At 46.0% G+C, this 23,098-nt stretch carries 26 protein-coding genes and 1 tRNA gene; 10 read left to right on the top strand and 17 right to left on the bottom strand.

Annotated elements, in window-relative coordinates; translation table 11 throughout:
• Positions 1 to 226: 226 nt before the first annotated feature.
• Both LPQ35_RS07710 and LPQ35_RS07705 read left to right on the top strand, forming a co-directional pair.
• Positions 227 to 445, top strand: a complete 219-nt coding sequence (locus LPQ35_RS07710) for a hypothetical protein (RefSeq protein WP_193808455.1) — start codon at positions 227 to 229, stop codon at positions 443 to 445.
• Positions 430 to 873 (top strand): putative toxin-antitoxin system toxin component, PIN family, encoded by a 444-nt coding sequence (locus LPQ35_RS07705; RefSeq protein WP_193808454.1) that lies wholly within the window; start codon positions 430 to 432, stop codon positions 871 to 873. The genes LPQ35_RS07710 and LPQ35_RS07705 overlap by 16 nt, the downstream gene beginning before the upstream one ends.
• A 55-nt stretch (positions 874 to 928) precedes the next feature.
• Here LPQ35_RS07705 and ilvD read toward each other — a convergent pair whose 3' ends face one another.
• Positions 929 to 2,569, bottom strand: coding sequence for a dihydroxy-acid dehydratase (gene ilvD, locus LPQ35_RS07700; protein WP_193808453.1), 1,641 nt, complete (start codon positions 2,567 to 2,569; stop codon positions 929 to 931).
• 187 nt (positions 2,570 to 2,756) lie between these two features.
• Between ilvD and LPQ35_RS07695 the strand changes: the two genes are divergently transcribed.
• Positions 2,757 to 3,326 (top strand): hypothetical protein, encoded by a 570-nt coding sequence (locus LPQ35_RS07695; RefSeq protein ID WP_193808452.1) that lies wholly within the window; start codon positions 2,757 to 2,759, stop codon positions 3,324 to 3,326.
• Positions 3,327 to 3,389: 63 nt separating this feature from the next.
• Here the strand turns inward: LPQ35_RS07695 and LPQ35_RS07690 are convergent, their stop codons facing one another.
• The 7 genes from LPQ35_RS07690 to LPQ35_RS07660 all read right to left on the bottom strand — a co-directional run bounded on the left by LPQ35_RS07690 (position 3,390) and on the right by LPQ35_RS07660 (position 8,416).
• Positions 3,390 to 3,725: a nucleotidyltransferase domain-containing protein gene (locus LPQ35_RS07690; RefSeq protein WP_193808451.1), complete on the bottom strand. Its 336-nt coding sequence runs from the start codon at positions 3,723 to 3,725 to the stop codon at positions 3,390 to 3,392.
• Positions 3,713 to 4,093, bottom strand: coding sequence for a HEPN domain-containing protein (locus LPQ35_RS07685; RefSeq protein ID WP_193808450.1), 381 nt, complete (start codon positions 4,091 to 4,093; stop codon positions 3,713 to 3,715). Before LPQ35_RS07685 ends, LPQ35_RS07690 begins: the two co-directional genes overlap by 13 nt.
• A gap of 330 nt (positions 4,094 to 4,423) precedes the next feature.
• The gene (locus LPQ35_RS07680; RefSeq protein WP_193808449.1) at positions 4,424 to 4,741 is read right to left on the bottom strand and encodes a DsrE family protein; all 318 of its coding nucleotides are present in this window, start codon (positions 4,739 to 4,741) and stop codon (positions 4,424 to 4,426) included.
• Between the two features lie 25 nt (positions 4,742 to 4,766).
• A complete protein-coding gene (locus tag LPQ35_RS07675; protein ID WP_193808448.1) occupies positions 4,767 to 5,378 on the bottom strand; it encodes a nitroreductase family protein in 612 nt (203 codons plus the stop codon).
• 235 nt (positions 5,379 to 5,613) lie between these two features.
• Complete coding sequence (locus tag LPQ35_RS07670; RefSeq protein ID WP_193808447.1) at positions 5,614 to 5,949, bottom strand: DUF4387 family protein; 336 nt, start codon at positions 5,947 to 5,949, stop codon at positions 5,614 to 5,616.
• Positions 5,950 to 5,959: 10 nt separating this feature from the next.
• Positions 5,960 to 7,309, bottom strand: coding sequence for an acyclic terpene utilization AtuA family protein (locus tag LPQ35_RS07665; RefSeq protein WP_193808446.1), 1,350 nt, complete (start codon positions 7,307 to 7,309; stop codon positions 5,960 to 5,962).
• A 141-nt stretch (positions 7,310 to 7,450) separates the two neighbouring features.
• Complete coding sequence (locus LPQ35_RS07660; RefSeq protein WP_193808445.1) at positions 7,451 to 8,416, bottom strand: NrpR regulatory domain-containing protein; 966 nt, start codon at positions 8,414 to 8,416, stop codon at positions 7,451 to 7,453.
• Positions 8,417 to 8,717: 301 nt separating this feature from the next.
• Here LPQ35_RS07660 and LPQ35_RS07655 point away from each other — a divergent pair, with 301 nt between their 5' ends.
• Positions 8,718 to 10,094 carry a TRAP transporter large permease subunit gene (locus tag LPQ35_RS07655; RefSeq protein WP_193808444.1) on the top strand — a complete coding sequence of 459 codons (1,377 nt, stop codon included), beginning with the start codon at positions 8,718 to 8,720 and terminating at the stop codon, positions 10,092 to 10,094.
• A gap of 12 nt (positions 10,095 to 10,106) precedes the next feature.
• Positions 10,107 to 10,355, top strand: a complete 249-nt coding sequence (locus tag LPQ35_RS07650; RefSeq protein ID WP_193808443.1) for a hypothetical protein — start codon at positions 10,107 to 10,109, stop codon at positions 10,353 to 10,355.
• A gap of 120 nt (positions 10,356 to 10,475) precedes the next feature.
• On the opposite strand, the gene sucD is transcribed toward LPQ35_RS07650, so the two are convergent.
• The 6 genes from sucD to LPQ35_RS07620 all read right to left on the bottom strand — a co-directional run bounded on the left by sucD (position 10,476) and on the right by LPQ35_RS07620 (position 16,244).
• The gene (gene sucD / locus LPQ35_RS07645; RefSeq protein WP_193808442.1) at positions 10,476 to 11,345 is read right to left on the bottom strand and encodes a succinate--CoA ligase subunit alpha; all 870 of its coding nucleotides are present in this window, start codon (positions 11,343 to 11,345) and stop codon (positions 10,476 to 10,478) included.
• Positions 11,346 to 12,500, bottom strand: a complete 1,155-nt coding sequence (sucC, locus tag LPQ35_RS07640) for an ADP-forming succinate--CoA ligase subunit beta (RefSeq protein ID WP_193808441.1) — start codon at positions 12,498 to 12,500, stop codon at positions 11,346 to 11,348.
• On the bottom strand, positions 12,497 to 13,717 hold the full coding sequence (locus LPQ35_RS07635) for an acyl-CoA dehydrogenase (protein ID WP_346297609.1): 1,221 nt from the start codon (positions 13,715 to 13,717) through the stop codon (positions 12,497 to 12,499). The genes sucC and LPQ35_RS07635 overlap by 4 nt, the downstream gene beginning before the upstream one ends.
• Positions 13,718 to 14,078: 361 nt before the next feature.
• Positions 14,079 to 14,777: a uracil phosphoribosyltransferase gene (gene upp / locus LPQ35_RS07630; protein WP_193808266.1), complete on the bottom strand. Its 699-nt coding sequence runs from the start codon at positions 14,775 to 14,777 to the stop codon at positions 14,079 to 14,081.
• 4 nt (positions 14,778 to 14,781) lie between these two features.
• Positions 14,782 to 16,062: a solute carrier family 23 protein gene (locus LPQ35_RS07625; RefSeq protein WP_193808265.1), complete on the bottom strand. Its 1,281-nt coding sequence runs from the start codon at positions 16,060 to 16,062 to the stop codon at positions 14,782 to 14,784.
• 108 nt (positions 16,063 to 16,170) lie between these two features.
• A tRNA-Gly gene (locus LPQ35_RS07620) sits at positions 16,171 to 16,244 on the bottom strand.
• Positions 16,245 to 16,330: 86 nt separating this feature from the next.
• Between LPQ35_RS07620 and LPQ35_RS07615 the strand changes: the two genes are divergently transcribed.
• On the top strand, positions 16,331 to 17,611 hold the full coding sequence (locus LPQ35_RS07615; protein ID WP_193808264.1) for a thymidylate synthase: 1,281 nt from the start codon (positions 16,331 to 16,333) through the stop codon (positions 17,609 to 17,611).
• A gap of 6 nt (positions 17,612 to 17,617) precedes the next feature.
• On the opposite strand, the gene hxlA is transcribed toward LPQ35_RS07615, so the two are convergent.
• A complete protein-coding gene (gene hxlA, locus LPQ35_RS07610) occupies positions 17,618 to 18,916 on the bottom strand; it encodes a 3-hexulose-6-phosphate synthase (protein WP_193808263.1) in 1,299 nt (432 codons plus the stop codon).
• A gap of 83 nt (positions 18,917 to 18,999) precedes the next feature.
• Between hxlA and LPQ35_RS07605 the strand changes: the two genes are divergently transcribed.
• Positions 19,000 to 19,386, top strand: coding sequence for a hypothetical protein (locus LPQ35_RS07605; protein WP_193808262.1), 387 nt, complete (start codon positions 19,000 to 19,002; stop codon positions 19,384 to 19,386).
• Here LPQ35_RS07605 and LPQ35_RS07600 read toward each other — a convergent pair.
• Positions 19,380 to 20,558, bottom strand: a complete 1,179-nt coding sequence (locus LPQ35_RS07600; protein WP_193808261.1) for a tripartite tricarboxylate transporter permease — start codon at positions 20,556 to 20,558, stop codon at positions 19,380 to 19,382. The two genes, LPQ35_RS07605 and LPQ35_RS07600, sit on opposite strands and share 7 nt — an antisense overlap.
• On the bottom strand, positions 20,522 to 21,190 hold the full coding sequence (locus LPQ35_RS07595) for a hypothetical protein (RefSeq protein ID WP_193808260.1): 669 nt from the start codon (positions 21,188 to 21,190) through the stop codon (positions 20,522 to 20,524). Before LPQ35_RS07595 ends, LPQ35_RS07600 begins: the two co-directional genes overlap by 37 nt.
• A gap of 55 nt (positions 21,191 to 21,245) precedes the next feature.
• Between LPQ35_RS07595 and LPQ35_RS07590 the strand changes: the two genes are divergently transcribed.
• From LPQ35_RS07590 to LPQ35_RS07580, 3 genes are all read left to right on the top strand, one after another.
• The gene (locus LPQ35_RS07590) at positions 21,246 to 21,497 is read left to right on the top strand and encodes an NMD3-related protein (RefSeq protein ID WP_346297608.1); all 252 of its coding nucleotides are present in this window, start codon (positions 21,246 to 21,248) and stop codon (positions 21,495 to 21,497) included.
• Positions 21,487 to 22,443: a TPD domain-containing protein gene (locus tag LPQ35_RS07585; RefSeq protein WP_193808258.1), complete on the top strand. Its 957-nt coding sequence runs from the start codon at positions 21,487 to 21,489 to the stop codon at positions 22,441 to 22,443. Before LPQ35_RS07590 ends, LPQ35_RS07585 begins: the two co-directional genes overlap by 11 nt.
• 86 nt (positions 22,444 to 22,529) lie before the next feature.
• Positions 22,530 to 23,066: a hypothetical protein gene (locus LPQ35_RS07580; protein ID WP_193808257.1), complete on the top strand. Its 537-nt coding sequence runs from the start codon at positions 22,530 to 22,532 to the stop codon at positions 23,064 to 23,066.
• Positions 23,067 to 23,098: the final 32 nt, after the last annotated feature.

Below are 23,098 nucleotides of genomic sequence, written 5' to 3'. Positions count from 1 at the left end.
ACGGCAATCTCATCATGCAATTTCGTGCTCCACTGCTTCACGTCCCACAAGAATGAAGTCATCCAAACATCTGGTAAGGATAACCATAAACAACGAATTTAGGTTTATTCTCCCAGTAATTGAGAGCTTCCCTGATAAAGAAGTTAATGGTGAGGATTCCAGTCACTGTTACAGGATCAGAGCACGATTAGGATATCTTTATTAACTTTAAAGGCTACATTTTCGTATGGAAGCTCAGGTAGTGGAAGCTCGGAAGATTATAGATCCAAATGAGAAGGTAATTGTCTGGAAGATTGGAGATTACCTCGTAATAAAAAAAATCGAAGGAAAAAAAATTGTTGATAAGATCGGCGAACTCAGGAAAAAGTACGAAGCCAAGCTTTTATCGGATGAAGATGTTGTCAGGATCGTAAAGGAGGTCAGAGAAGAGTGGAAAAGGTTGTAATTGATACATCAGTCATTGCTGCAGCACTGTTATCGAAGAGAGGTGGTTCTTACAAGCTCATTTCACTCCTTGCCAATGGCAGGCTTGAGATCATTGTTAGCAGTGAAATTATGGATGAGTATTTTCGGGTTCTCCTAACCAAGATGACAGGTTTCTACAGCATAGAAGTTTTATTAGAGTTTTACGCTTTTCTGGAGAGTATATCCAGAATCACAGAACCAGAAGAACAGTTTGACCTTTGCAGAGATAAAGATGATAACAAGTTCCTGAATGCAGTCTACGCTTCAAAGGCAAATTTTCTGATAAGTCTTGACAAAGACTTGCTTGATCTGAGAAATGAGAGCAAGGATTTCCAGATCAAAGAACACAGATTTAAGATTCTGAGACCGGAGGAATTTTTAGAAATGACTGCAGAAGGCCAAATCTAAGGCAATACTGCCACTACACTGTTTTCATTAAAAAAATTTATTAAAAAATAATAGTTTATTTGAGCACAGCCCCTTCATCAGCCCCGCTCACGAGCTTGGAGTACTTCGCGAGATAGCCTCTGTGATCTATCTCCCTTGGCTTCCACCCCTCCCTTCTCTCCGCAAGCTCGTCATCGCTCAGCTTCACGTTCAGCCTCCTTTCTGGGATGTTTATCTCAATGATGTCTCCATCCTCTATCAGCGCGATGTTTCCGCCTGCCAACGCTTCAGGAGAGATGTGGCCTATTGCCGGGCCTCTCGTTGCACCGCTGAATCTGCCGTCAGTGATCAGCGCAACCCTCTGCAGCCCCATCCCTGCTATTGCTGCAGTGGGTAAAAGCATCTCCGGCATTCCCGCCGCCTTCGGACCCATGTACCTGATTACAACAACCTGTCCCTCCTGAATCTCTCCTGCCAGAATCGCATCAAGAGCGAGCTTTTCGGAATCGAAGACTCTTGCCTCACCCTCGAATACCCTCATGTCCTCCTCAACAGCGGCAGCCTTAACAACCGCTCCTCTTTCAGCTATGTTGCCCTTCAGAATCGCTATTCCACCTTCGCTGCTGTGGGGGCTGGACGGCTCCCTTATTATGTCCACACCTCTCCTAACCGCAAGCTCGGCAATCTCGTGAATTCTCAGCCCGCTAACAGTTAGCTCGTTGTGGAAGTACTGTCTGGCTTTCCTGAAGATCATGGGCACCCCTCCGCTTTCGTCAAGATCAACGACGACATCACTGCTCGCCGGGTCGAGCTTGACCAGATGTGGAGTCCTTCTGCTTACCTCCTCGAACACGTCAAGGCTGAGCTTTATCCCTGCTTCCCTTGCAATGGCGGGCAAATGCAGCACTGTGTTTGTTGAACCACCAATCATCATGTCCATCGTCACGGCGTTCTCGAAGCTTTTCTCCGTCACGATGTCCGAGGGCTTTATGTTCTGCCTGACCAGCTCAACAACCCTCTTCCCAGCCTCCTTCGCTATCCTGAGTTTTCTCGATGAACCGCATGGAGATGTGGAGGTGAAGGGCAGGCTCAGGCCAAGAGTCTCGGTCAGAATCTGCATGGTATTTGCAGTGTAAAGCCCCTGACAGCTCCCGCATGAGGGCGCACAGAAGTTCTCGTAAAGCTTCAGCCCCTCGTCATCGAGCTGTCCTGATTTGTAGAGGCCTGCAGCCTCGAAGGCGTCTTTTATCGTAACCTTCTTGCCGTAAACCTTTTCCGCGATCATTGGGCCTCCTGTGACTGCTATGGCAGGAATGTCGAGCCTGAGCATTGCCATGAGCATTCCCGGCACTATCTTGTCGCAACTGCCCACAACAACAAGACCGTCAAACCTGTGAGCCTCAACCATGATCTCTATGGAGTCTGCTATAACCTCCCTCGAGGGTAGAGCATAGCTCATCCCAACATGCCCCATTGCTATGCCGTCGCAGACCCCAATCACTCCGAACTCGAATGGGACTCCGCCTGCGGCAATTACGCCCTGCTTCACGTACTCCGTTATTCTATCAAGGGCCATGTGGCCAGGAACGACTGTATTGTAGGCATTGGCTATCCCGATGAAGGGTTTGTCAAAATCGTCATCAGTCAGACCCAAAGCCCGTAAAAGCGCTCTGTGGGCCACCCTATCAGCACCCTTCTTGACCGTGTCGCTTCGCATGACATGAAGTGGCAAGGAGGCATATTTTAACCTTCCCGTTTGGGAAAGTTTGACAGTATGTTCTTGTTCCGGCATGCCGTCAGCTCAATCTGCAAAGCTGTTTGATTATAAACTCTCTTTCATCTTCTGGTTATTATGGCCAATTATCAAAAAATTATTTAATTATGATAAAGAGAAAAATGCTGCAATGACACTAAAATGTCCAGACTGCGGGGCAGACCTGCCCGCCTGGGCGAAGATTGTCCCCCTGTTCGGACGTGCCCGCTTTATCGAATGTCCAAATTGCGGGGTGCTGATAGGTGTTAAGATCAGGCACGAGGGTTTGCACAGATATGTCGTAGCCGTCCTGCTTCTGATTCTGACAGGCTGGGTATTTCTTCTCGAAATTTCCAGAAATCCAGTTCTTCTGGCAGATAGAGTGCAGATTCAGAACTACGTTGAGCAGCTGAGCAATCCAGAAAAATACACACTGCCATTTATTCTCGCCATCCTGATTCTCTGGTATTCCGCAAGGTTTGGCAGCTACACTCTAGAAATTACCAATTCAAGCGCTGAAAAAAGGAGAATTTCTTTCATACTGCTCCTCCTCCTGTTTGTTCCGGCAGCAGTATTCGTCACGGCAGTGGGGCTGTATATCTATTTGGCCGAAGGGGAGAACTGGTTTACCGGGCTTGTGGTCTTGCTGGATGCCGTCATAATTATCGGTCTGAAAAGAGAGCGTGAAAAAATGAAAAAGCTGAAACAAAATCATTCATAGCCTTTAACCACAACGGCAACAGGATTTGAGTAATTCTACTTGGTGGATTGGAAAGGTATGCAGCTATAGAACTTTTCTGAACTCCTTCACAAATCTCCTGTAAAACTTCCACTGCTCCTTTGTGAGCACGTGAAACTCGAAGGGAGAGTCGAAAAACTCCTTCGTGAGCTTTCCGAACATCTCTAACTTCTTCTCCCTGTCAGAAAAGCTGTCTGAAACAACTGCAACATCAATGTCAGACAGGCCAACCGAGTAATCACCCCCGACAACAGACCCGAAGACGTAAATTTCAGATTCGGGAATATCTTTCAAAACAATTTCTTTCACGCTGTTGAGGTATTCATCCAGATTCTCGAAGTATCTCCTTCTCTTTTCGTATATCCTCTTCAGGAACTCCATAACAGATTCCTCAGCTTATCGTAAACATCGAACGCCTCTTCAGCTTCTTCCCTCATAAACTCCTCTGGCAGGTATCTCGAGGCTATGTACGCAAACTCCAGATTTCTGAGGGTGGTCCAATTCTCTCTCACGAACGATTTAAGCTCATCTCTCCTGAATACCTCCGACAGGTCTTCAAGAAGTCTCCTGAGACTGTGGGTTTTTTCGTAGTATCCGGTGAGATCGAGGAGCTTGGCCTTTATGATGAGCTGGCAGGCCTGCTCTATATGGAACATGGCAAGATCGAAATCCTCCCTGTCATAGTCCGATCGGGCGTCTGTCATGAAGCTCTCCGCTCTTCTCAGCAGAATCTCTATGTCCCTCTTCATTACGAATCGAAAATTGTTTCTATCTGATAAAAACATTTTGCCACTGGTAACACCTCCAGCCGAAGCAAAGTACACTCCGCAGAAACCTCAAACCCAGAAGTATTACCGGCTCAAGAATTTCAGGAACCTCATAACAATTGCCGAAATTTGAGGCCTGTTCTACGGTTCGGAGATCAAAGCAAGGAACGTAAAAATTACGATGATGTGGGAAACGGGATCTGAGAGGAGATAATAGCCCTCATTTCTTACCAGCCGGACAACTGGTCAGTGGATGTCAACCCAAAATTGTACGATACTGGATTCAGCCACCGGTTAGCAATTTTACAGTCCTTAGAACGTTAGAACCCTGTCGCTTTCCCTCACGATCTCGTACATATCCTTCATTGTCGAGATGGGGCAGAGTTCAGGCGAAGAATCTCTTATTTTCAAACAAGTTCCACAGGCGTAAATCTTCCCGCCGTGTTCCACGAAGTCCTCCATCTGCTCTCTGACATTGAACCTTTCGTCGCTCAGGCTCTCGCACTCAACACCCTTTCCCAGCAGGAAAACCTTGACTTCATCTCCCTGCTTCAGAGCAAAGTTTGCAAACCTGTATGCGTTCCAGACGGTCTCGGGATCATTTGAGTAAATCACTATTCCGATTTTCATACATCTCACCATCCGCCTTCGCTATTTAACCTTCTCTGCTCAGTTTTACTCCAAAGTAGTTCATGCTCGTGATTTCTTCAACACTTCTCCTCGGCTCCTTCGGCTTGTCATCCTCCGAAAAGCCAAGCGGTATCAGAACCTCCAGCCTGTACTCAGCAGGGCATTCCAGCAGCTCAGCAACCTCGTCTCTGTTGGGTGGTGTGTAGGTAAGGCTTGCAATGCCTCTCTCCTCAAGCGCGAGGAGCAAATAGCCCACAGCAAGCCAGACTGATTCTCTCGAAAACGGAGATTTCTTGTGCGAGAAAACAGCTATGATATATGGAGCGTCCGTCAGGAAAGGTTTTTCCCAGCTCAGCCCCTTGATCCTCAGCCATTCAGCGAGTTCTCCTCTTACGTGAGAGTAAAACCTTTTCTCCCCATCCTCGCATACTTCTCTGATTCTCTTTTTTAATCCAGAGTCGCTGACGATTACAAAATGCCAGGGCTGGGCGTTTTTGCCTGAGGGTGCTTCCTTTGCCACGTCTATACACTCGACAATGAGACTCAAATCGAAGCTTTCTGAGCTGAACTTTCTGACGGTTTTGCGCCTCCTTGCCAAATCACCAACGGAAATTGGAGTACTACCATCCAATATCATCATTAGAGATTTTTTCTAATCCATATAATTTTTGTGTTTAATTGGAATGCATTGTCATCTACTGCATGTGGACCGAAGAGAATCTCCCAAGGAAAACACAGATGAGTAAGCAACAGGTGCAAGTCGAAAGTGAATAACATAGTTAGAACGTAAGTGCAATCTACGATGCCTGCGAGAAACACACATGACCGTTTTACAATCGAAACACGAGTAAAAGGTTATAAAAAAGAGAAGTTTATTCAGTAGTATCATCCACTTCGATTTCCAAATCCAGGAGCGGAGCATATTGCTGGCTGCCAAAAATGTCCGATTCGCCCGGACTTCCACTCGGTCTGACTCTTCGAATTGTAAACTTGATGGCGTTTGCCGGATCGAACTCCACGAAACTGACGATGCGCTCCTCCGGTATTCCAAATAACCGTGCAATGGTCTTTTTGTTCAGCATTCCACTTTTCTTAACCTTCTCATAGTTGTCTGGATTGCTAAAGATTATGTCGAATGTTATGCTGTTTACTCCCGCATTCTTGCTTCTTATTGTTGATGCCAGCTCAACCAGCTTTTTAACAGCCATTCCATCACCTCTAAACATCCTCAAAGTGGACGTCAAACAGCTCCAAGGGGTCTGAAACCGGGATCAGATGATTTACTGTCCATTCGTATGCTGGTTTTGTCAGTATGGCCTCATCAGACATCATGGCCGCTGTTCCTGCTGTTCCCTTTACCTCCGGCAGTCTCGCATAGAATGTGTTTCTGGCTGCCAAGGTAGCTATCTCCTTCGCATCTTCAGCAGTTTCTGCAACACATTCGACGATCAGACATATTTCGTGAGATGAGGGATTCCTAACTGGCTCAAGATCCTTCATCACTCCATTAATGCCGTACAGGTGGTAATACAGCTGGTATGTCCTGTCAGAGTACCTTTCCTCGACCTTCTTTTTCGACCATTCGATGACCTTGTCTATATGTTTGATCAAATATGGATCCCTGAATCCGACAATACATATACATCTTTCACCAACCTTACCTGCACCTTCAAGCTTGATTTTGAGTTCGCTTTCTATGAATTTAAAGCCCGTAACTCTCGTTCTTCTGTGATCTATCTGCTCGTACACACATTCGCTCATATCCAGCACGCCACCTGGCACTCTCTCATAATAGGGATCAACCCTCTCATACATGCTGTGACTTGCCACAGAAGCTACTGTACACCGCTGCTTGGGGTGCATGGGTTCAACAATCACTTCTCCTTCTTTCACATAACCCATAACGCTTTCCTTACCCATGAAGGGCTCCGCACAGAACGACGCACACTCCAGCACTTTTCCGGCATAAAATGCCGTTGCCTTGGAAATACCTTCCCGGATGAGGGGGGCTGCAAAGATCGACGAATCCGAACTGCGTCCCGCAATTATCACATCTGCTCCATTATCCAGTGCATGAATTATCGGTTCAGGGCCCATCACTGCAACTATGTTGTCAGTCCTGTCCAGTATCTGAGAATTCAGGTCTTCAAAACCATCCAGCCCTTCAACCCTAACCTCATTAAGAATCCGCCTGATTCTGTTTTTATCCTGCTGAGAGTATATGTAGGCAAGGTTGAAGTGCAGATCGTTCTCTCTCGCTATCTCTTTGATTATACGCACAAACTGATCGACACCCTTGTTCGTTCCAGTATCGGAAGCGCTCCCTATGATCATAGGAACATCCAGATCTCTCGATGCTTTAAGAATCAGTTCCAAATCGTGCCTTTGCCACATTTCAGGGCTGCAGGGCATATCAGCCCCCAAGTAATATGGGCCGATGTCTGCGCTTCCCGAATCTGCAACAATGTAGTCCGGTTTTTTGCTAACACCAGTCAAAAAACTATCCTTTTCCAAGGGCGTGAAACCCAGATGTCCGGTAGGCGACAGTATTTTAATTTCCCTCAACATTACCCCTCCTGTTATTTTAGCTTTGTAATCGAAGGTTCTTCAAGTATTTAAATTTTTGGAAATTAATTTCCAAAACCGTAGAAAAATAAAAAGATTAAATTTTTAGATAAATGGAATAAAATATCCATTCTTAAAACAGAATCAACTCAAAATTTTATCTGGAGGTTTCATTTCGCTTACTTCAACCAGTGTAGCATTTATGGTCAATTTAACATCCATACCTTCTTCAACCAGTGGAGCAAAATAATTACCTCCCCCGAAAACAATTAATCTCCCCTTGCTTGCATCGGTGACATCTATTCTCTCTATCTCTGGCGTTATTGCGAAAAGTTCTATGACACCATCTATACCCATATTTCTAAACTGTTCAACAGTGTTTTCAACAACATCTGAAAAGAAGAAGGGAAATCTTTTGATTGCTGCAGTAACATGTCCATTGCCCGTCTCCGCAATCTTCCTCACAGAAGTCCATCCAGCTTTGATAAACAATTCACCGGGACTTAAAGTCGCTCCGTTGTGTGTTATTAGCTCCACAAATCCCACTGGTTTGCTGTCTCGTATCTCATAAACTCCTGCCGCTATGGATTCGACAAATATACCTTTTTTACGAAGTACGCTGTCATAAACGGTGGTGGAAATGCACCCAAGACCTACATGGTTTTCCGGAACGAGAAAATCCCCGAGACTCTCCCCCTCGTCACCGACGGCTATCAGCGGTGAAGGAAAAACATTCAGAGAGGATACGAAATTTATGATCTCTGCCGCCCTTTCAAAATCCTCTTTTGGTATCACGGCAACATTGGCAAGAACAGTTCCTTTACCGGTTTCAGGATTAAATGTACTGCTGGCGATCATCTTCTCCACCTGAATGGATGGCATACCAAGCCTCTCGTAAACCATTATCCTTTTCAGCTGCTCAAGACCCTCAGGTGTGATGATGCAGCCTTTCCTTCCAATTTTAGTGATAAAACCAAGATCCTCCAGTTGCCTGAGATGATATCTCACCGTTCTGGAGTCAACGTAAACCTTCTCCTTATGGAGGATTTTGGCTATTTCGATTGAATTCGTCAGCTTAGATGACATTGAAACTATCTTGAGTATCTCCACTGCAGTTTTCGGAAGATCTCCGTACTTTCGGGTCATAAACATGCTTTTGGTAATTTACTATTAAAATTTTATTACGGATTCACAATTCCATAAACCACATTTATAGGTCATTTAATTAATGGAAATCAATTACCAAAAAGTTTTAATATTATCAATGATGTTAAACTTAACGTCGGTGAGGTGGTAGGATGTGTGAAACTCGAAGAAGGTATCACACAGAAATGAGAAACTCGATGGAAATGGAAAAGAGAGCAGTGGTTTCAGAGATTGCAAGAGTCTCGCTTTCCAGGAGGTGCGAAAATTGAACGCCCTTTTTGGAGTCCCTCTGCCAATACTCTATATAGTGCTGCTGCTGGGAATAATCGCCATACTGTTCGTTGTATTCAGGAGGCCCATATACGAAGTGATGGCACTCTCGTACGTTCTTCTGATAGTGTTCAGCGGAAGGTTCGATCTGTTTCTGAAGTACCTGATAAAGCCCTCGACTAGCACACTGTTCTATGCGATTGTAGGATTTCTGCTGCTAGCACATGTTTTCGGAGAGACCAGAGTCATTGATAAAATAATAGGAATAATACTGGCAGCTGTTGGCAGATTCAGGGGTGGTGCCGGATACGTCAGCCTTTTCGGAAGTACATTCATGGCATCTTTGTCAGGGTCGGGTCCGGGTAACGTTGCCTCGACGGGTGTCTTCACCATCCCATCCATGATACGAACAGGCTTTCCGAGACACCTCGCAGCATCCGTTGAAATGGCGTCAAGCGCAATGGGGCCTATGATTCCACCCTCAGGAACCATCCTGCTCGCTTTCGGAGTGCTCGATGCAATGTATCCCGAGATGTTCACGCTTTCAGAGTTCTGGCTGGTGGTATGGGGAATAGGAATCTGGTTCGTTCTCCAGAGACTTGTAACCCTGATTGCAATGACCTACGTGTATGATGTGAAACCAATACCTAAGGAAGAACTTCCATCGCTTAAAGAGTCGCTGAAGGGCAGCTGGTATGTGCTGATACTCCCCCTGATGATATTCCTGCCGTTCCTGATAGATGCAACAATGAAAGATCTGATAATAGCAAGGATAGGAGCCGACGGAGCAAAAGCTTTTTCCAAGACTGTGCTGTTCTTCACACCCCCTGTCACAATGGCCTACGCAATCCTGATTTCCCGCTCGGAGCTATCTAAAGGTGGCCTCTTCAACAACATCGCCAGAATGTTCAAGAACTCGTACCACAGTGTTGTGCCCGTATCACTCACAGTTTATTTTGCGTATTCCATTGCCTACGTGTTCAAAGAGCTGGAGCTGGGACAGGCTGTGAATGCTGCAATAGAGCCACTGAACCTCAGCATCGTAGCTCTCGTGCTTCTGATAGTCTTCATAGGTGTTGTACTGGGAATGGTTCTTCCAGGCAGTTCACAAATTGCAATACTTGGTCCAACGCTGGTCACACTGCTGGTCGCAACGGGAATGAGTCCGGTTGTAGCCGCCGGAGTTCTGCCAGCACTTACAGGAGCTCTGGAAGGTATGACTCCACCTTTAGCACTGTGCATGTATGTGGCGATGGGAATTGCCGGATCAGGGTTTAAAGAGACCACAAAGATAACTCTCGTGTGGGTGGGAGCCCACGTCATTGTGCTGCTGCTATTGCTCTTAGGCATTCTGCCAATTGCTTTCGCATGAGGGGGTGAGACTGTGAAAGAAAAAACCGAAGAAATGGTGAAGAGCATCTTTGGAGCTCTTCTTGGAATTGCTATGATCGCAGGACTGCTGGTATTCCTCATGATACTCGTAGCTTTCGTAGTAGGAGGAGAATCAGGGGCATCTATTGCGACATTCGCATGGAAACAGGTTGTTCCCAAGTCAATTCAGGTTGCAACACTGGGAGTGCTTGTGGGATTTCTGATATTCTACATACGAGGCGAGCATACTTTAAGAATATGAATTTTATTTTTATTTTATGATAAAACACACTGTCCGATCGCAAACATCAAGACGCGTTCCGGAACAAACACAATTTTAGAAGAAAAATAGTAGGGAAACCGTGCAGCTTCCGATCCTACATCATTGCATAATATTTCTTATAGCATCGACCACATCCTGAAGGGACTGCACAACTGTAACTCCTGCATCCATCAAAGCATCTATTTTAGACTCTGCCGTTCCTTTTCGACCTTCGATGATTGCACCTGCATGACCCATTTTTTTGCCAGGAGGGGCGGTTACGCCAGCTATGTATCCTACAACAGGCTTGCTCATTTTTGTTGCAATGTATTCTGCCGCCTCTTCCTCAGCACTTCCCCCGATTTCACCTATGAGCAGGACAGTATCCGTCCCATCATCCTCCTCAAACATCTCAAGAACATCCCTGAAGGTCAGTCCTGGCATCGGATCCCCACCTATTCCGACGACCGTTGACTGGCCAATTCCTGCCTTGGTGAGATTCTCGGAAATCTGGTAGGTGAGCGTTCCACTTCTTGAAACTATACCTAATCTCCCCGGAGCGAAACACCTGTCTGGGAGGAGACCCACCTTTGATTTTCCAGGACTGATAACACCGGGACAGTTCGGGCCGATGAGCACGGTTCTGGAATTCTCAAGCCTTAAATGGACCCTCATTTCATCGTAGAGGGGGATCCCTTCAGTTACACAGACCACAAGATCCAGTTCGGAATCTATAGCCTCTAGAACTGCATCATAGGCAAATCTAGCAGGTACGTAAATTATCGAAGTGTTGGCTCCCGTTTCTTCAACAGCCTCATCCATAGTGTTGAATACTGGAATTCCAAAAACTTCTTGGCCACCCTTTCCCGGAGAGACTCCTCCAACAATCTTTGTTCCGTATTCAAGCATTCTTTTGGTCTGAAATTTTCCCTGAAACCCTGTAATTCCCTGAACTATCACCCTTGTGCGTTCATCGACAAGTATTGCCATTCAAACACCACCTCCCGCAACCTCCACAGCTTTTTTAGCCCCTTCTTCAATACTGTCAACTAAGTAAATCTCGGCTCCAGACCTCTCTGCAAATTCCCGAAGCAATTGCTTTCCAAGTTCTTCATTTGTTCCTGCAAGTTTTACAACATGAGGGATTCTGCGGCTGGTATCCATAGCAAGAACTATCCCCTCAGCAACCTTCTCACATCTCGTAATCTCGGCGAAAATGTTTACAAAAACGACCTTGACATTCTCATCTCTGACCACATGTTCCAGACACATCCTCATTTTCTGGGGATCTGACAGACCTCCACCCGTATCCAGAAAGTTAGCCGGTCTGCCTCCCATGAGCTGTATCAGATCCATCGTGGCCATTGCCAGTCCGGCGCCGTTGGCAACAATCCCAATATCCCCCCCGATTCTGACATAGTTCAGTCCTTTAAGCACCGCCTCCCTTTCGAGTTCATCGACCTCTGTTGCATCTCTGAGTTTCAGAAGTTCCGGATTGCGATAAAGAGAATTATCATCTATGTTCAGTCTGGCATCGGCAGCAACGAATCCGGCATCTGTCAGAATAAGAGGATTTATCTCAGTAAGCTCTGCTTCAAATTTAAAAGCTATTGTGCAGAGATTCTTGGCTATTTTCAAAAGTTCCGGAATTTCGTTGCTATCAAAATTTGCTTCGTACAGTACTTTCCTCACCTGATAATCTCTCAAACCCCACAGGGGATCAAAATGAATTCTGATCACATCATCAGGATATTTTTCTGCAATCTCTTCCACATTCATTCCGCCTCTTCTGCTCAGAATCAATGCTGGCCTCTTTCTGCTTTTGTCAATTACATAGCCAACGTAGTACTCCGCCTTAATGTCCAGTGCCTCCTCTACGAGAACTTTTTCAACTTTATGACCTTTTATATAGCTCCCAATAAGCCCATCGGCAATCTTTCCAGCTTCATCAGGATTTTCTGCCTTCTTTATTCCTCCTGCCTTGCCCCTGCCACCCACAAGAACTTGTGCCTTAACAACAACCTCTCCACCAAGCTCCTTAGCTATCTCTCTTGCCTCTTCAGAGGTTTCAGCAACTCTCCCTTTCGGTATTGAGATACCATGCTCTTCAAAGATCCTCTTCGCCTGATACTCATGAAGTCTCATATTTTCAGCTCCCTTCTGAAGGCCTGGATTCCGGTTATGGCTCTGCCGAGGATGAGGGTGTGGATGTCGTCTGTGCCTTCGTAGGTGTAGACTGACTCGATGTTTGCCATGTGTCTTATCGGGGAGTAGTCAAGGCTTATGCCGTTGGCTCCGAGCATTTCCCTTGCCAGTCTTGCTATATCCCTTGCGATTTTGACGTTGTTCTTTTTGGCCAAGGAGATCTGTTCTGTTGTTGCCCTGCCCTCATCCATGAGTCTGCCCAGTCTCCATGCGACGAGCTGGGCTTTTGTGATCTCTATAAGCATGTAGGCGAGCTTTTCCTGGACGAGCTGGAAGGATGCGAGAGGGGTTCCAAACTGCTTCCTCTCCTTCACATAGCTGAGTACTGTCTCAAAGCAGTCCAAGGCTATGCCTACTGCTCCCCAGGAGATGCCGAACCTTGCCTGATTGAGGCAGCTTAGAGGGGCGCCAAGGCCCTTTGCCTCAGGCAGCCTCTGTTCATCCGGGACTCTGCAGTTGACAAGCGAGAATTCACCCACGCCTCCTGCTCTCATTGAGCCTTTCTTAGTCAATGCGCTCTGGTGGAAGCCTTTGGTTCCCTTCTCCACTATGAATCCCTTCACCCTGCCGTCGTCAACGTCTCTCGCCCAGAAGATTGCAATGTCTGCTATGTCAGCCTCTGTAATCCAGGTTTTTGTTCCATTGAGGATCCACTCGTCTCCGTCTTTTTTGCATCTCGCCTCCATGCTTGCGGGATCGCTGCCGTGGTTTGGCTCGGTGAGGCCGAAGCAGCCTATGATCTCTCCGCTCGCAAGCTTGGGAAGGTACTTTTTCTTCTGCTCCTCGCTGCCGTACCTCCATATTGGGTACATGACGAGGCCGGATGTTACGGCCACGAAACTTCTGAGAGCGCTGTCGATTCTTTCGACTTCCTGGCAGATTAACCCGAATGTGGTGTAGTTCATTCCCGGACAGCCGTATTCCTCGGGGATGAACGCCCCGAGCATGCCGAGTTCTCCGAACTTCTTCCCGAGTTCTCTGAAGTTGAGGGGCTTTTCTTCATGCCAGGCATCTATAACGAGAGGTCTGACTTCCTTTTCCAGGAATTCCCTAACTGAGCTTCTTACAAGCTTTTCCTCGTCTGTTAGAAGTTCATCGATGTTGTAGAAGTCTGCTGGTCTGGACACGTTTATCACCCATGTGTTGGGACACTGCATGCCAATATATAGTTTTCGGAAATTAACTTCCGATTGTAGATGCTAACTAAGGCAATGTTTGATGTTGCACGTCCAAACTGTAAAAGTCATAATAACAGAGAATATGCCCAGAAAAAAACACAGAATAAAGTAACATTTCCAGAAGCATAGTATGAAAAACAATCGAATCTTTGGAATTAGATTTCCATATAATTTTCAAGCAGAGAGCCATGGACATAATTCCAGCAACCCTCAAAATGGACTGTAGCCCGATACAAGCATTTGATCGCATTTTTGAACAAGCAACATATTGAGACCTTACCCCACCAGACAATAAATTTCTTCAAAAAAAACGAAAAATACGATAATCCAGTTTTGTGAATTATTCAATACTCCTCAGCTGTGGAAGCGTTGAAAGCTTCACCGGCAATCCAAAAGCCCTGTCACCTGCATCTCCCAGCCCTGGAAGGATATATCCATCATCGTTAAGCTCTCTATCGACCTTTCCGACGAATATTTCGACGTCAGGGTGTTTTTCTTTAATTCTCGATATGCCCTCAGGAGAACCGAGAACTCCCGCCACAATGATTCTCTTGGGACTGCCGTATTTCTTTATCTCGGCTATAACTTCAAGGAGAGTTGAGCCTGTTGCAATCATTGGGTCTGCAATTATGACAGTGTCCTCGTCGCTTATGTGGGGTACCTTAATGTAGTTCATCTCAACCCTGAACTCAGGAGCCTTTCCCCTCACAGCAGAGACAATACCTATTCTGGCATGTTCAAAAACCTTCACAAGTCCTTCCATCATTGGAACAGCGGCTCTCAGAACAGTTATTATTACCACATTTTTTCTGTCTCTGACGACCACTCCCTCAGTCTCCTCAAGAGGCGTCTCAACAGTTATCTTCTCAATCTCCATCGTTTTTATTATCTCGTAGCCCATGAATCTCCCAAATTTTACAAGACCCTTTCTGAACGGAATTGAATCAGTCTCTTTGTCTCTCAGTTCGGTCAGCACCTCCATAAGATACGGGGAGTCCTCCATCGTGTAAACTCCATCCCACCTACCATCCTTTATCATAACATCACCTCAAAACCTGGTCGAGAATAATGGCGGTTATTGCTCCGACAGCCATTCCGGACTCAAGAATGCTTGCAATAAGCCTCGGGAAATGCTCAAGGAACTCCTGTGGAAGCTGCGGGGAGCCAAGCCCGACAATGAGCGCACTTGCGATAATCAGAACGTTCCTGTCGTTAAGCTCAACTTTTTCCTTGATAAGCCTCAGGCCAGTAACACTGATCATACCGTAGAGAGCAACTGTAAGACCGCCCAGGACAGGCTGAGGAATTGATGCAAGCAAACCCGAAAACTTCGGAAACATTGCTATGACGATGAGGATGATGCCTCCAATCTGCACCACCTGCCTGCTCGCCACCTTGGTGAGCGCCACAAGCCCTATGTTCTCAGAATAGCTCGTTGTTCCGCACGCACCCAGCGCTCCTGCAATCGTGCATGCGATTCCCTCACTCATGATACCTCTGTTTATGTGCTTTTTCGTAATCGGTGCTTCGGAAATTGCAGAAATTGCGTGATAATCTCCAACACTCTCTATTATGCTGACCATATATGCAAACAGCAGGATTATTATCGCTGAAACCTCAAAAACTGGAATGCCCCATGGAAACAGCGATGGAACGTTGAATACTGGAAGCTCGTTCACAAGAGTGAAATCCGTCATTCCGAGAGGGATACTCACAATGTAACCTACAACTGCACCCACTATGACAGGCATCGCCCTCAGCGATCCCTTCGCCTTCAATGCAACAGTCACAGTTACGGCAAATGTTATCAGAGCGATAGCAAAAGCCTTTGGAGCTGAAGCGGCTGTAGGATCGGCAAAAAAGTTCAGCGCATACTTCACCGCAACGTGTGCCAGCGAGAACCCAATGAGCATTATCGTCACTCCTGTAACGAGGGGTGTGAACAGTCTCCTGAGCCTTCCAACAATCCCGAGACCACCGAAAATCGCCTCGATAATACCTCCCGCGATAAGTGCACCCTCAACCGCCGCCAGACCGCTTGAACCCCCGATGCTTATGAGACCAGGAATGAAAGCGAAGCTCGATCCCTGTACAATTGGATATCTGGAACCTATCGTAGTCTGAAGAATTGTTGCAATTCCCATCGCAAGCAGAACTGCCTGAATCAGCAGTGCTATTTGGTGCTGCTCAAGGCCGATGGCATTGCCCACAACGAGGGGGACTGTGATCGTCGCACCAAACATCGCAAGCACGTGCTGGAACCCAAGAACCACCGCTCTGTCAAGCGGAACCTTTTCGTCAATACCCACTCTCACACCATTCATCTTACCGCCCTGATTATCTTCCCATACAAGTTAAAAAAGTTTTCCCAGACCTGCATTTTGAAAAAAGAGAGAGCGAGAGACCCCAGACTGGAAAAAACGTCGTATGAATGCGCCGGCCGGGATTCGAACCCGGGGCAGGGGCTCGGCAAGCCCCTGTGTTAGCCAGGCTACACCACCGGCGCCTGTTCGCTTGACAGTTGAAATTGTTAATAAGGCTTTCGGGTAAATGTTAAGTTTTTACAGATTTCACTCTAAAAAGGTGTCCTGAATGCTCATCGCAAAAGACCCTGAAAAGCTCCAGAAAATGCTGATCTCCAAGATAATTAACGAGAACTGGAAATTCTCCTCAAAATACGGGACAGAGCTGAGAGGAAGGCCTCAGCTCGTGATTTCTGAAAACCCGGCTTCAGACTTTGAACCTGACTCGAGCGGCTGGAAAGCCTGTGGAGAAACATACTCTGAAAGGGTTGAGGAGTGCATCAGTGATGCAATAGAGAAGCTGAAAAAAGTCCCGTACACCCGAAGGGTTTCAATCCCCGTGTGGAGGCCAAAAGACCACCTGTGTGATACACCACCGGCAATAACAGAGATAAGTCTCCTTTACGCAGATGACAGGCTGCATGCTACAGCATTTTTCAGATCTCTTGATGCTGTTAACTACTTCACGCCCAATTTCAGCTTTGTCAGCCATGTTCTGGAGGAAGTTTCCAGAAATGCCGGTTTTGAAGCCGGAAGTGTGGCGATGCTGATCTCGATCCCCCACATTTACGAGAGAGATGTTGATAGAGTGAGCAAAGAGCAATACACGGAGATTCTCGGATTTCACAAGCTCGGTACCCATATAGTGGAGGATTACCTCTCCTCCGCCTGGCATTCAGCCCTTGAAACCATCTACTACCATGGGGACTCAAAAAGAACGGAGTGGGGCGAGCTTTTTGAAGGACAGGAGGAGAGCAAATACATCCACAGAATGTTCATAGAGGTGAAGGATCCGGAAGAAAACCAGATACACGACAAGGCACCATTCACAAAGAAATACGGTGTTGAATACGCCCACGATTACGTCATTCACGCAGGTGCGATAGACAGGGAGGTTAAAGAGAACATACTCAAAGAGGGAGAAACATACACCTATGCCGAGAGGGCAAGATACTGTGAGAAAGACGAGATAAGTGTCGACCAGCTGTATACAGTAATACAGAAGCTGAAAGAGAGAAAAAGCAGGAGAGACTGCTACATAGGAATTTCAAGACCATGGGACATCACGAGCGACGAGCCGCCATGTCTGAGAGGGTACCAGTTCGGAGTCAATGAAACATTCTTCGGACTGTTCTACATGCGTTCAAACGATGCCTATGGTGCCATGCATGCAAACATGTTTGCATTCAACCTGCTTACCAGATATCTCGCAGAGATGTGCGGGTTCAGCACCCACAGATACTACCACTTTGCGCTCGACGCCCACATTTATGGAGAATTCGTAGAATCTGTAAGAGAAATACTCGAACCGGAAACTCCGGGATACATTGACATGATTGAAAAAAGATGAATCAATTTACTGAACCTTTTCCCATTTGTAAAGTTCCACAATCTCTGCGAGGGTTCTTCCCTTGTCCTCTATCTCACCCCTGATTCTCTCTTCATGTTTTTTGACCTCAAGTGCCCTTCTTGCCACCTCATATGCTCTTTCCTTAGGTATCACCATCACGCCGTTATCATCAGCCACGATCCAGTCTCCAGGGTTGACCTCAATCCCGCCACATTCAATTTTCACGTTAATCTCACCAAACCCCTTTGGCTCACCGGCATTGGGAACCTCTCTTTTTGCGAAGATCGGGTAGCCAAGCTCCCGGATATCATCCACATCCCTCACTGCCCCATCAATGATGACTCCCTCAATCCCCTTGTTTATGCAGCTCCTCGTGGCGAGCTCACCCCACACTGCTGCGTTATCTCCTGAAACCTTTATAACGATAACATCTCCCTTTCCAGCAACATCTATTGCCTCTACTGGTTTCGCCCAGTCACCATCAAAGGCGCTGACAGTTACAGCCTTCCCCACAATCTTCTTCCCCCTCACGACAGGATGCACGTCCCTCATGGCCCTTGCCCTGTGCATCGCATCGCTGATATTGGGTGTGGAGACTTTCATCAGAATCTCTCTTATTTCCTCGTCAAGCTCTCTTTTCTTCAGTTCCACCTTCTTTCCGCTTTTCCATGATTTATCTATTGCCTCCCTAACCTTCCTTGCGGATTCCACAACATTTCTTGACTTTGTTATATTGCTACCCACAATAACTATGCTTGCGCCCAGAGAAACACAGTTTGCAGCCTTTTCAGCATCCAGACCACCTGCTGCCGCAACGGGAATGCTGACCTCGTTCGCAACATTTGACAGGATTTCAAGGGGATCCATTCCCTTCATTTGCTGATCTATTCCAACATGCACGTTTATGTAATCAACACCAAGCTCCTCAAGCTCTTTCGCCCTTTCAACCGGATTGGGGACGTTTATCATGTCCACCATAATCTCGGAACCGTATTTTTTTGCTGCCCTGATTGCCTCCTGGATCGTGGAATCGTCACTCAGTGCGAGGATTATCACAATGTCGGCACCACTTTTTGCAGCCATCTCCACCTCAACATTACCGGTATCAATGGTCTTCATGTCGGCAAGGGTTTTCACCCTGAACCTCTTCTTGATCTCTCTGATTGCATCCATCCCCTCGCTCTTTATGAGGGGCGTACCCACCTCAAGCCAGTCGGCACCACCTTCAAGAGCTTCTCCTGCAATCTCAACAGCTCTTTTTAACTCAACAAGGTCAAGAGCAACCTGAAGTATGGGCTTATCCATGATTTCTTTTCCCCGGAGAAGTATTTAACGTTGATGGAGTTGTGGAGGTGAAGCTTTTAAATCCTGATCGGATTCTCAGGCCCATGAACATTTCATACCACGGACCGGCAGTTATTGACGATCCTGAAAAATTTGAGTTCCAGGATTTTGTCAGAAATGCTGTTGGTCTCGAGGTTCAGAGGGTGTTCTACTTCAATAAAAGACTCTATATTGTGGATTTCGAGACACTCCATGGCATTGTTGAAGACAAGTTCATAGTCGTGGAAATAATAACGTACTCGGCATTTACAGAAGTAGATGGATACAGAAGATGGATTCTCTACCACAACCATAACGACAGCTACGAATACACTGACAGAGTGGACATGCTCAGGGGAGACACGACGATTATTCCCGTTGTCAAGACAGGGGACAGATTCGTCAGAAAACTGGAAGAGCAGATAGAAAAGGGCAGATTCAGAACTCAGTAGAGAATCGCGGGAAGGATTATTGCGCCCATGCAGTGGATCCTCCTCACCCTGAATAAAAGTGTGAGCATCCCGATTGCAGATGCAACAGAAAATACTGCGATCCCATCAAAGCCAGTAAAGTAGAGAACAGCGAAGATCAGAAATGCAATCACTGACCTCGATAACTTTGATGGGCTTATTCTGCTGAAAAAACCCATAGCCGGAACTGAGATCAGCAGAGAAAACGCCATAGCTACAAAAGATGCGGACAGAGCCAGAATGGGCAAATAACCATAGTTTTCAGGAGACGTGAAGTAAAGGAAAGCGTCTGCAGTCCCACTCCTGGCTCTACCTGCTGATTGAAGAACTGCAAAATTCAGGATCGTGTTAGCAGTATTCGCAGAGCTTATCGAGGAGATGTACTTTTTCTCATCATCCCCTCTCCCAACAGATATTGCCGTTGCCACGCCAGAACTTATTCCCGGAAAAAGCGAGACAAAAAGACCCGAAACCACTCCCTTCAGGACGTTTTTAAATTCCGGAAAAACGAATTCAATCCTCTGATCGGGAATGCTTTCAGAATTTATCCCCGCAACGAGGGTTGGAAAGGCAAAAAGACCGGTTAGAAGGGGAAAGAGCATGGAAATGCCATCCGAATAGAAGTGTCTCAGCGAAATCACTCCGATGGCGCCTGAAAGCAGAAACACGACCGCTGCCAAAAGCCTCTTCTTCCACTTTGCGAAACTGCCACCAAACCTATCGTCCTCAATGAGAATCAGGTATGTCGCAACAGCAATTAAAACAGGGGTCGTGAGCGGTGAAAGGTCTGCTGATTTACCTGCCAGCAGAATGAGGTAGTAAACAGGGACACACAACAGAGATGAAAGAAAGCTCGAAACAGCCGAAATGGATATGGCAGCAAATCCTTCACCATCAAGAACCATTCTGTGAGCAGGAAATACTGCAAGCGAAGTATCTTCGTCCGGAACACCCACAAAAACGGCCGGAATGATGTTGACCACAGAATAGACAGCAGAAGAGACGAAGATCATTATCGCAATTTCGCTGCCAGTAAAATGGGCAGAAAACAAAAAAGATGCTCCGAGAATTAACGCCGAAAATGTATTTGGGTGGATTCCAGGTACAAGCCCGGCAATCACTCCGAGTATGAATCCCAGTAGCTCTGGAGCCATTTTCTGCCCATAAGCTTCTCTATTCTCCCTTCATCCTCACCGCTAACCTCAGACATTTTCGAAACACTCATCCCGTACCTCTCCGCCAGCATGTGGAAGTAGTCCGAAGCAACATCATCCTCATCAATATCCCACATGCCGGAGAACATGGGGTGACATTCCTCCATGAACTCGACCAGCTCCTCGAAGTCCATCTCAAAAATATCATCAATGGTTTTTCCAAGGAGATTATCCGCGAGAAGCTCCATCAGAACATCCCTGAGGCTGTTTAAAGTGTAGCGACTATTTTCTGGAGAGTATTTTCCAATTATAGAGTCGATCTCCTCTATGCTGTAGCCAAAGATCTTATCCTTTCCACCCAGACCGGCAGAAATTTTTCTGAGGATCGTGTAGGTTTCACCATCAACAGGAACCTTCCTGCTTTTTCCCGGCTTTCTCAGATACACCGCATAGATTTCTCTCCCGTTGCGACTCGAAGCAGAAATGTCTCTCCTGGTCAGATTCTGGATTTCCTCAATATCTGCAAGGGTGGAAAGTATGAGCCTGATCAGCGCATGTTCTCTATCATTTTTTCTGGAAGCCACATTTATGTACTGCAGATCTTCCTCGATCTCTACAAGCCTGTAAGACATCGCGGATAAAAACATTAAAACAGTTATTAAAATTTTGGATGTGAAACATCCCGCATTGATTCAACTGAGAGGAAACGTTAAAAAGCTTGAGAAATTTATAGAAAAACTGGAAGGTGTTGAGATAGTGGAAAATAAATACGGAGTGGATATCTATTTTGAAGATGTCAATGATGCAAGACAGGCGATATCGAAAATAAAAAAGCTGGCAAAAGTGAAAATAAAATCAAGCACGAAATATGCAGGCTTGAGAAGGGGGCGAGTTAGATGGTTTTTTACATACTCTGTGAGGCTCGAAAATGAAGATTGAAGAATACTTCATGCTGAAAAAAGACCTTAAAGGTTTCAGAGATTTCAGCAAGTACGAACAAACATATCCGAGAGGGACACTATTTGGAATTCTGCTGCAGAAAAGGATAGATAATGTCAAAAGAAGATACGGCGATTACACCTCAAGGCTTCCAGAACTTGCAAGTTACTGGGAAAAGAACAGGGAGATTCCCGGGTGGCTGAGATTGCCCCCCATAATGAGAATAAAACTCCTGATGAAGGCACTCGGCATGAGCAAAAAGGAAATCCTCAAACAATTCTCAAACCCTGAGAACAGTGAATTCGAAGATCTGGTATGGTCTGCAATATACAAGGACTTCATATACTCTCCAATAGCTGTTAGAAACCAGTTCGCAAGAGGGAGAGTTGGAGAGCTGATAATCAGGGACTACCTGGAAAGTCAGGGAATAGAGTTCAAGGACGAAAAACAGCTGAGGCCCGCAAAAAAAACTCCCGATTTCTACATAGAAGACAGGCTTGAGATTGACGGCAGAGTTATTAAGTGGATAGAGAGCAAAGCACTCTTCGGAGACTACCGAACGCACAAACTATACTCAAAGAAACAGTACACACCATATCTCGAAATGTACGGAGACGGTGTCGTGATATACTGGCTGGGCAAACTGGACAATCTCGAGTCACACGCAATGCTTAAGGACTACAGCTTCATCCAGAGCAAGTCGAAATTCTTTCTCTTGGACATGAAAGTTTTTCTCGCCAGTAAAAACGAAGAAGAACATGCAGAGGCTCTCGACGCCAGTGTTTACCAGTGGGAGGTGGAAGAAGACGTGAAAACCAAAGCCTTCCTCGATGAAACCCTCAAGCTCTTTGATTCCATAGAAAAGAATATAATTGTAACTGGCTGGAACAGGAGTTTAAGAACCATTCTCCGAAACATGGGCCTGATTCCGGTGGTTCTCAAGTAAAAAGCTGGCGGTATCGGTTCATATAACTTTTTAAAACGTCATCCACAACAAAGCTTATATAATGACGCGAAAGTTACCTAATCTCAATGTCAGTTATAGATGTGATCAAATCAGTGAAAAAAGGAGAAGATGTGCTGTTCATATATCCCGATAACGATGTTTTCCTTGCGTTTTCAAAATTAATAACGAAAACTTACGGTAAAGATGAGATAGGATGGTTTGTTTTCAATGAAATCGCTAAAAAAAGGCTTGAAAAACTGTTCAAGATCTTCAACAATGATTTTTCAAATAAAATATATACCAGCTATGACGAAATAGACCGCAGATTTGTGATAGCCTATGGCTACCACTTCTATGCCATATCAAGCCATTTTTCAGATGATGCGCTGATAAGACTGATCCTGGACGATGATATAAGCCTGTTCTGTTTTATCTACGACAGAGTCGTGGAGGAAAAGAGAATTCTGGTTCTGAAAGACCTTTTCGACTATGTTGTGGACATCAAGGAAAAAGAGGCGCCACTTGACAAGGAATTTTTCTACAGAGTGAAGGCATACGTTATGCCCCACATCGACCACTCGGCATACGTTAAAATTGACGAGAGGTACAACCTGTTCGAGTGAGTGGACTGGCAGAGCAAATAAGTAAATTATTT

The organism is Geoglobus acetivorans (genome assembly GCF_039641995.1).
Classification (GTDB): domain Archaea; phylum Halobacteriota; class Archaeoglobi; order Archaeoglobales; family Archaeoglobaceae; genus Geoglobus; species Geoglobus acetivorans.
Note: the sequence above shows the minus strand (reverse complement) of the source record. Positions and strands in the feature narration are given on the sequence as shown.

Coding starts and splice junctions, on each gene's coding strand:
- LPQ35_RS07710 (WP_193808455.1), top strand. CDS start 227: ATGGAAGCTCAGGTAGTGGAAGCTCGGAAGATTATAGATCCAAATGAG.
- ilvD (WP_193808453.1), bottom strand. CDS start 2,569: ATGCGAAGCGACACGGTCAAGAAGGGTGCTGATAGGGTGGCCCACAGA.
- LPQ35_RS07695 (WP_193808452.1), top strand. CDS start 2,757: ATGACACTAAAATGTCCAGACTGCGGGGCAGACCTGCCCGCCTGGGCG.
- LPQ35_RS07690 (WP_193808451.1), bottom strand. CDS start 3,725: ATGGAGTTCCTGAAGAGGATATACGAAAAGAGAAGGAGATACTTCGAG.
- LPQ35_RS07685 (WP_193808450.1), bottom strand. CDS start 4,093: ATGAAGAGGGACATAGAGATTCTGCTGAGAAGAGCGGAGAGCTTCATG.
- LPQ35_RS07680 (WP_193808449.1), bottom strand. CDS start 4,741: ATGAAAATCGGAATAGTGATTTACTCAAATGATCCCGAGACCGTCTGG.
- LPQ35_RS07675 (WP_193808448.1), bottom strand. CDS start 5,378: ATGATATTGGATGGTAGTACTCCAATTTCCGTTGGTGATTTGGCAAGG.
- LPQ35_RS07670 (WP_193808447.1), bottom strand. CDS start 5,949: ATGGCTGTTAAAAAGCTGGTTGAGCTGGCATCAACAATAAGAAGCAAG.
- LPQ35_RS07665 (WP_193808446.1), bottom strand. CDS start 7,309: ATGTTGAGGGAAATTAAAATACTGTCGCCTACCGGACATCTGGGTTTC.
- sucD (WP_193808442.1), bottom strand. CDS start 11,345: ATGGCAATACTTGTCGATGAACGCACAAGGGTGATAGTTCAGGGAATT.
- sucC (WP_193808441.1), bottom strand. CDS start 12,500: ATGAGACTTCATGAGTATCAGGCGAAGAGGATCTTTGAAGAGCATGGT.
- LPQ35_RS07635 (WP_346297609.1), bottom strand. CDS start 13,717: ATGCAGTGTCCCAACACATGGGTGATAAACGTGTCCAGACCAGCAGAC.
- upp (WP_193808266.1), bottom strand. CDS start 14,777: ATGATAAAGGATGGTAGGTGGGATGGAGTTTACACGATGGAGGACTCC.
- LPQ35_RS07625 (WP_193808265.1), bottom strand. CDS start 16,062: ATGAATGGTGTGAGAGTGGGTATTGACGAAAAGGTTCCGCTTGACAGA.
- LPQ35_RS07615 (WP_193808264.1), top strand. CDS start 16,331: ATGCTCATCGCAAAAGACCCTGAAAAGCTCCAGAAAATGCTGATCTCC.
- hxlA (WP_193808263.1), bottom strand. CDS start 18,916: ATGGATAAGCCCATACTTCAGGTTGCTCTTGACCTTGTTGAGTTAAAA.
- LPQ35_RS07605 (WP_193808262.1), top strand. CDS start 19,000: ATGAACATTTCATACCACGGACCGGCAGTTATTGACGATCCTGAAAAA.
- LPQ35_RS07600 (WP_193808261.1), bottom strand. CDS start 20,558: ATGGCTCCAGAGCTACTGGGATTCATACTCGGAGTGATTGCCGGGCTT.
- LPQ35_RS07595 (WP_193808260.1), bottom strand. CDS start 21,190: ATGTCTTACAGGCTTGTAGAGATCGAGGAAGATCTGCAGTACATAAAT.
- LPQ35_RS07585 (WP_193808258.1), top strand. CDS start 21,487: ATGAAGATTGAAGAATACTTCATGCTGAAAAAAGACCTTAAAGGTTTC.
- LPQ35_RS07580 (WP_193808257.1), top strand. CDS start 22,530: ATGTCAGTTATAGATGTGATCAAATCAGTGAAAAAAGGAGAAGATGTG.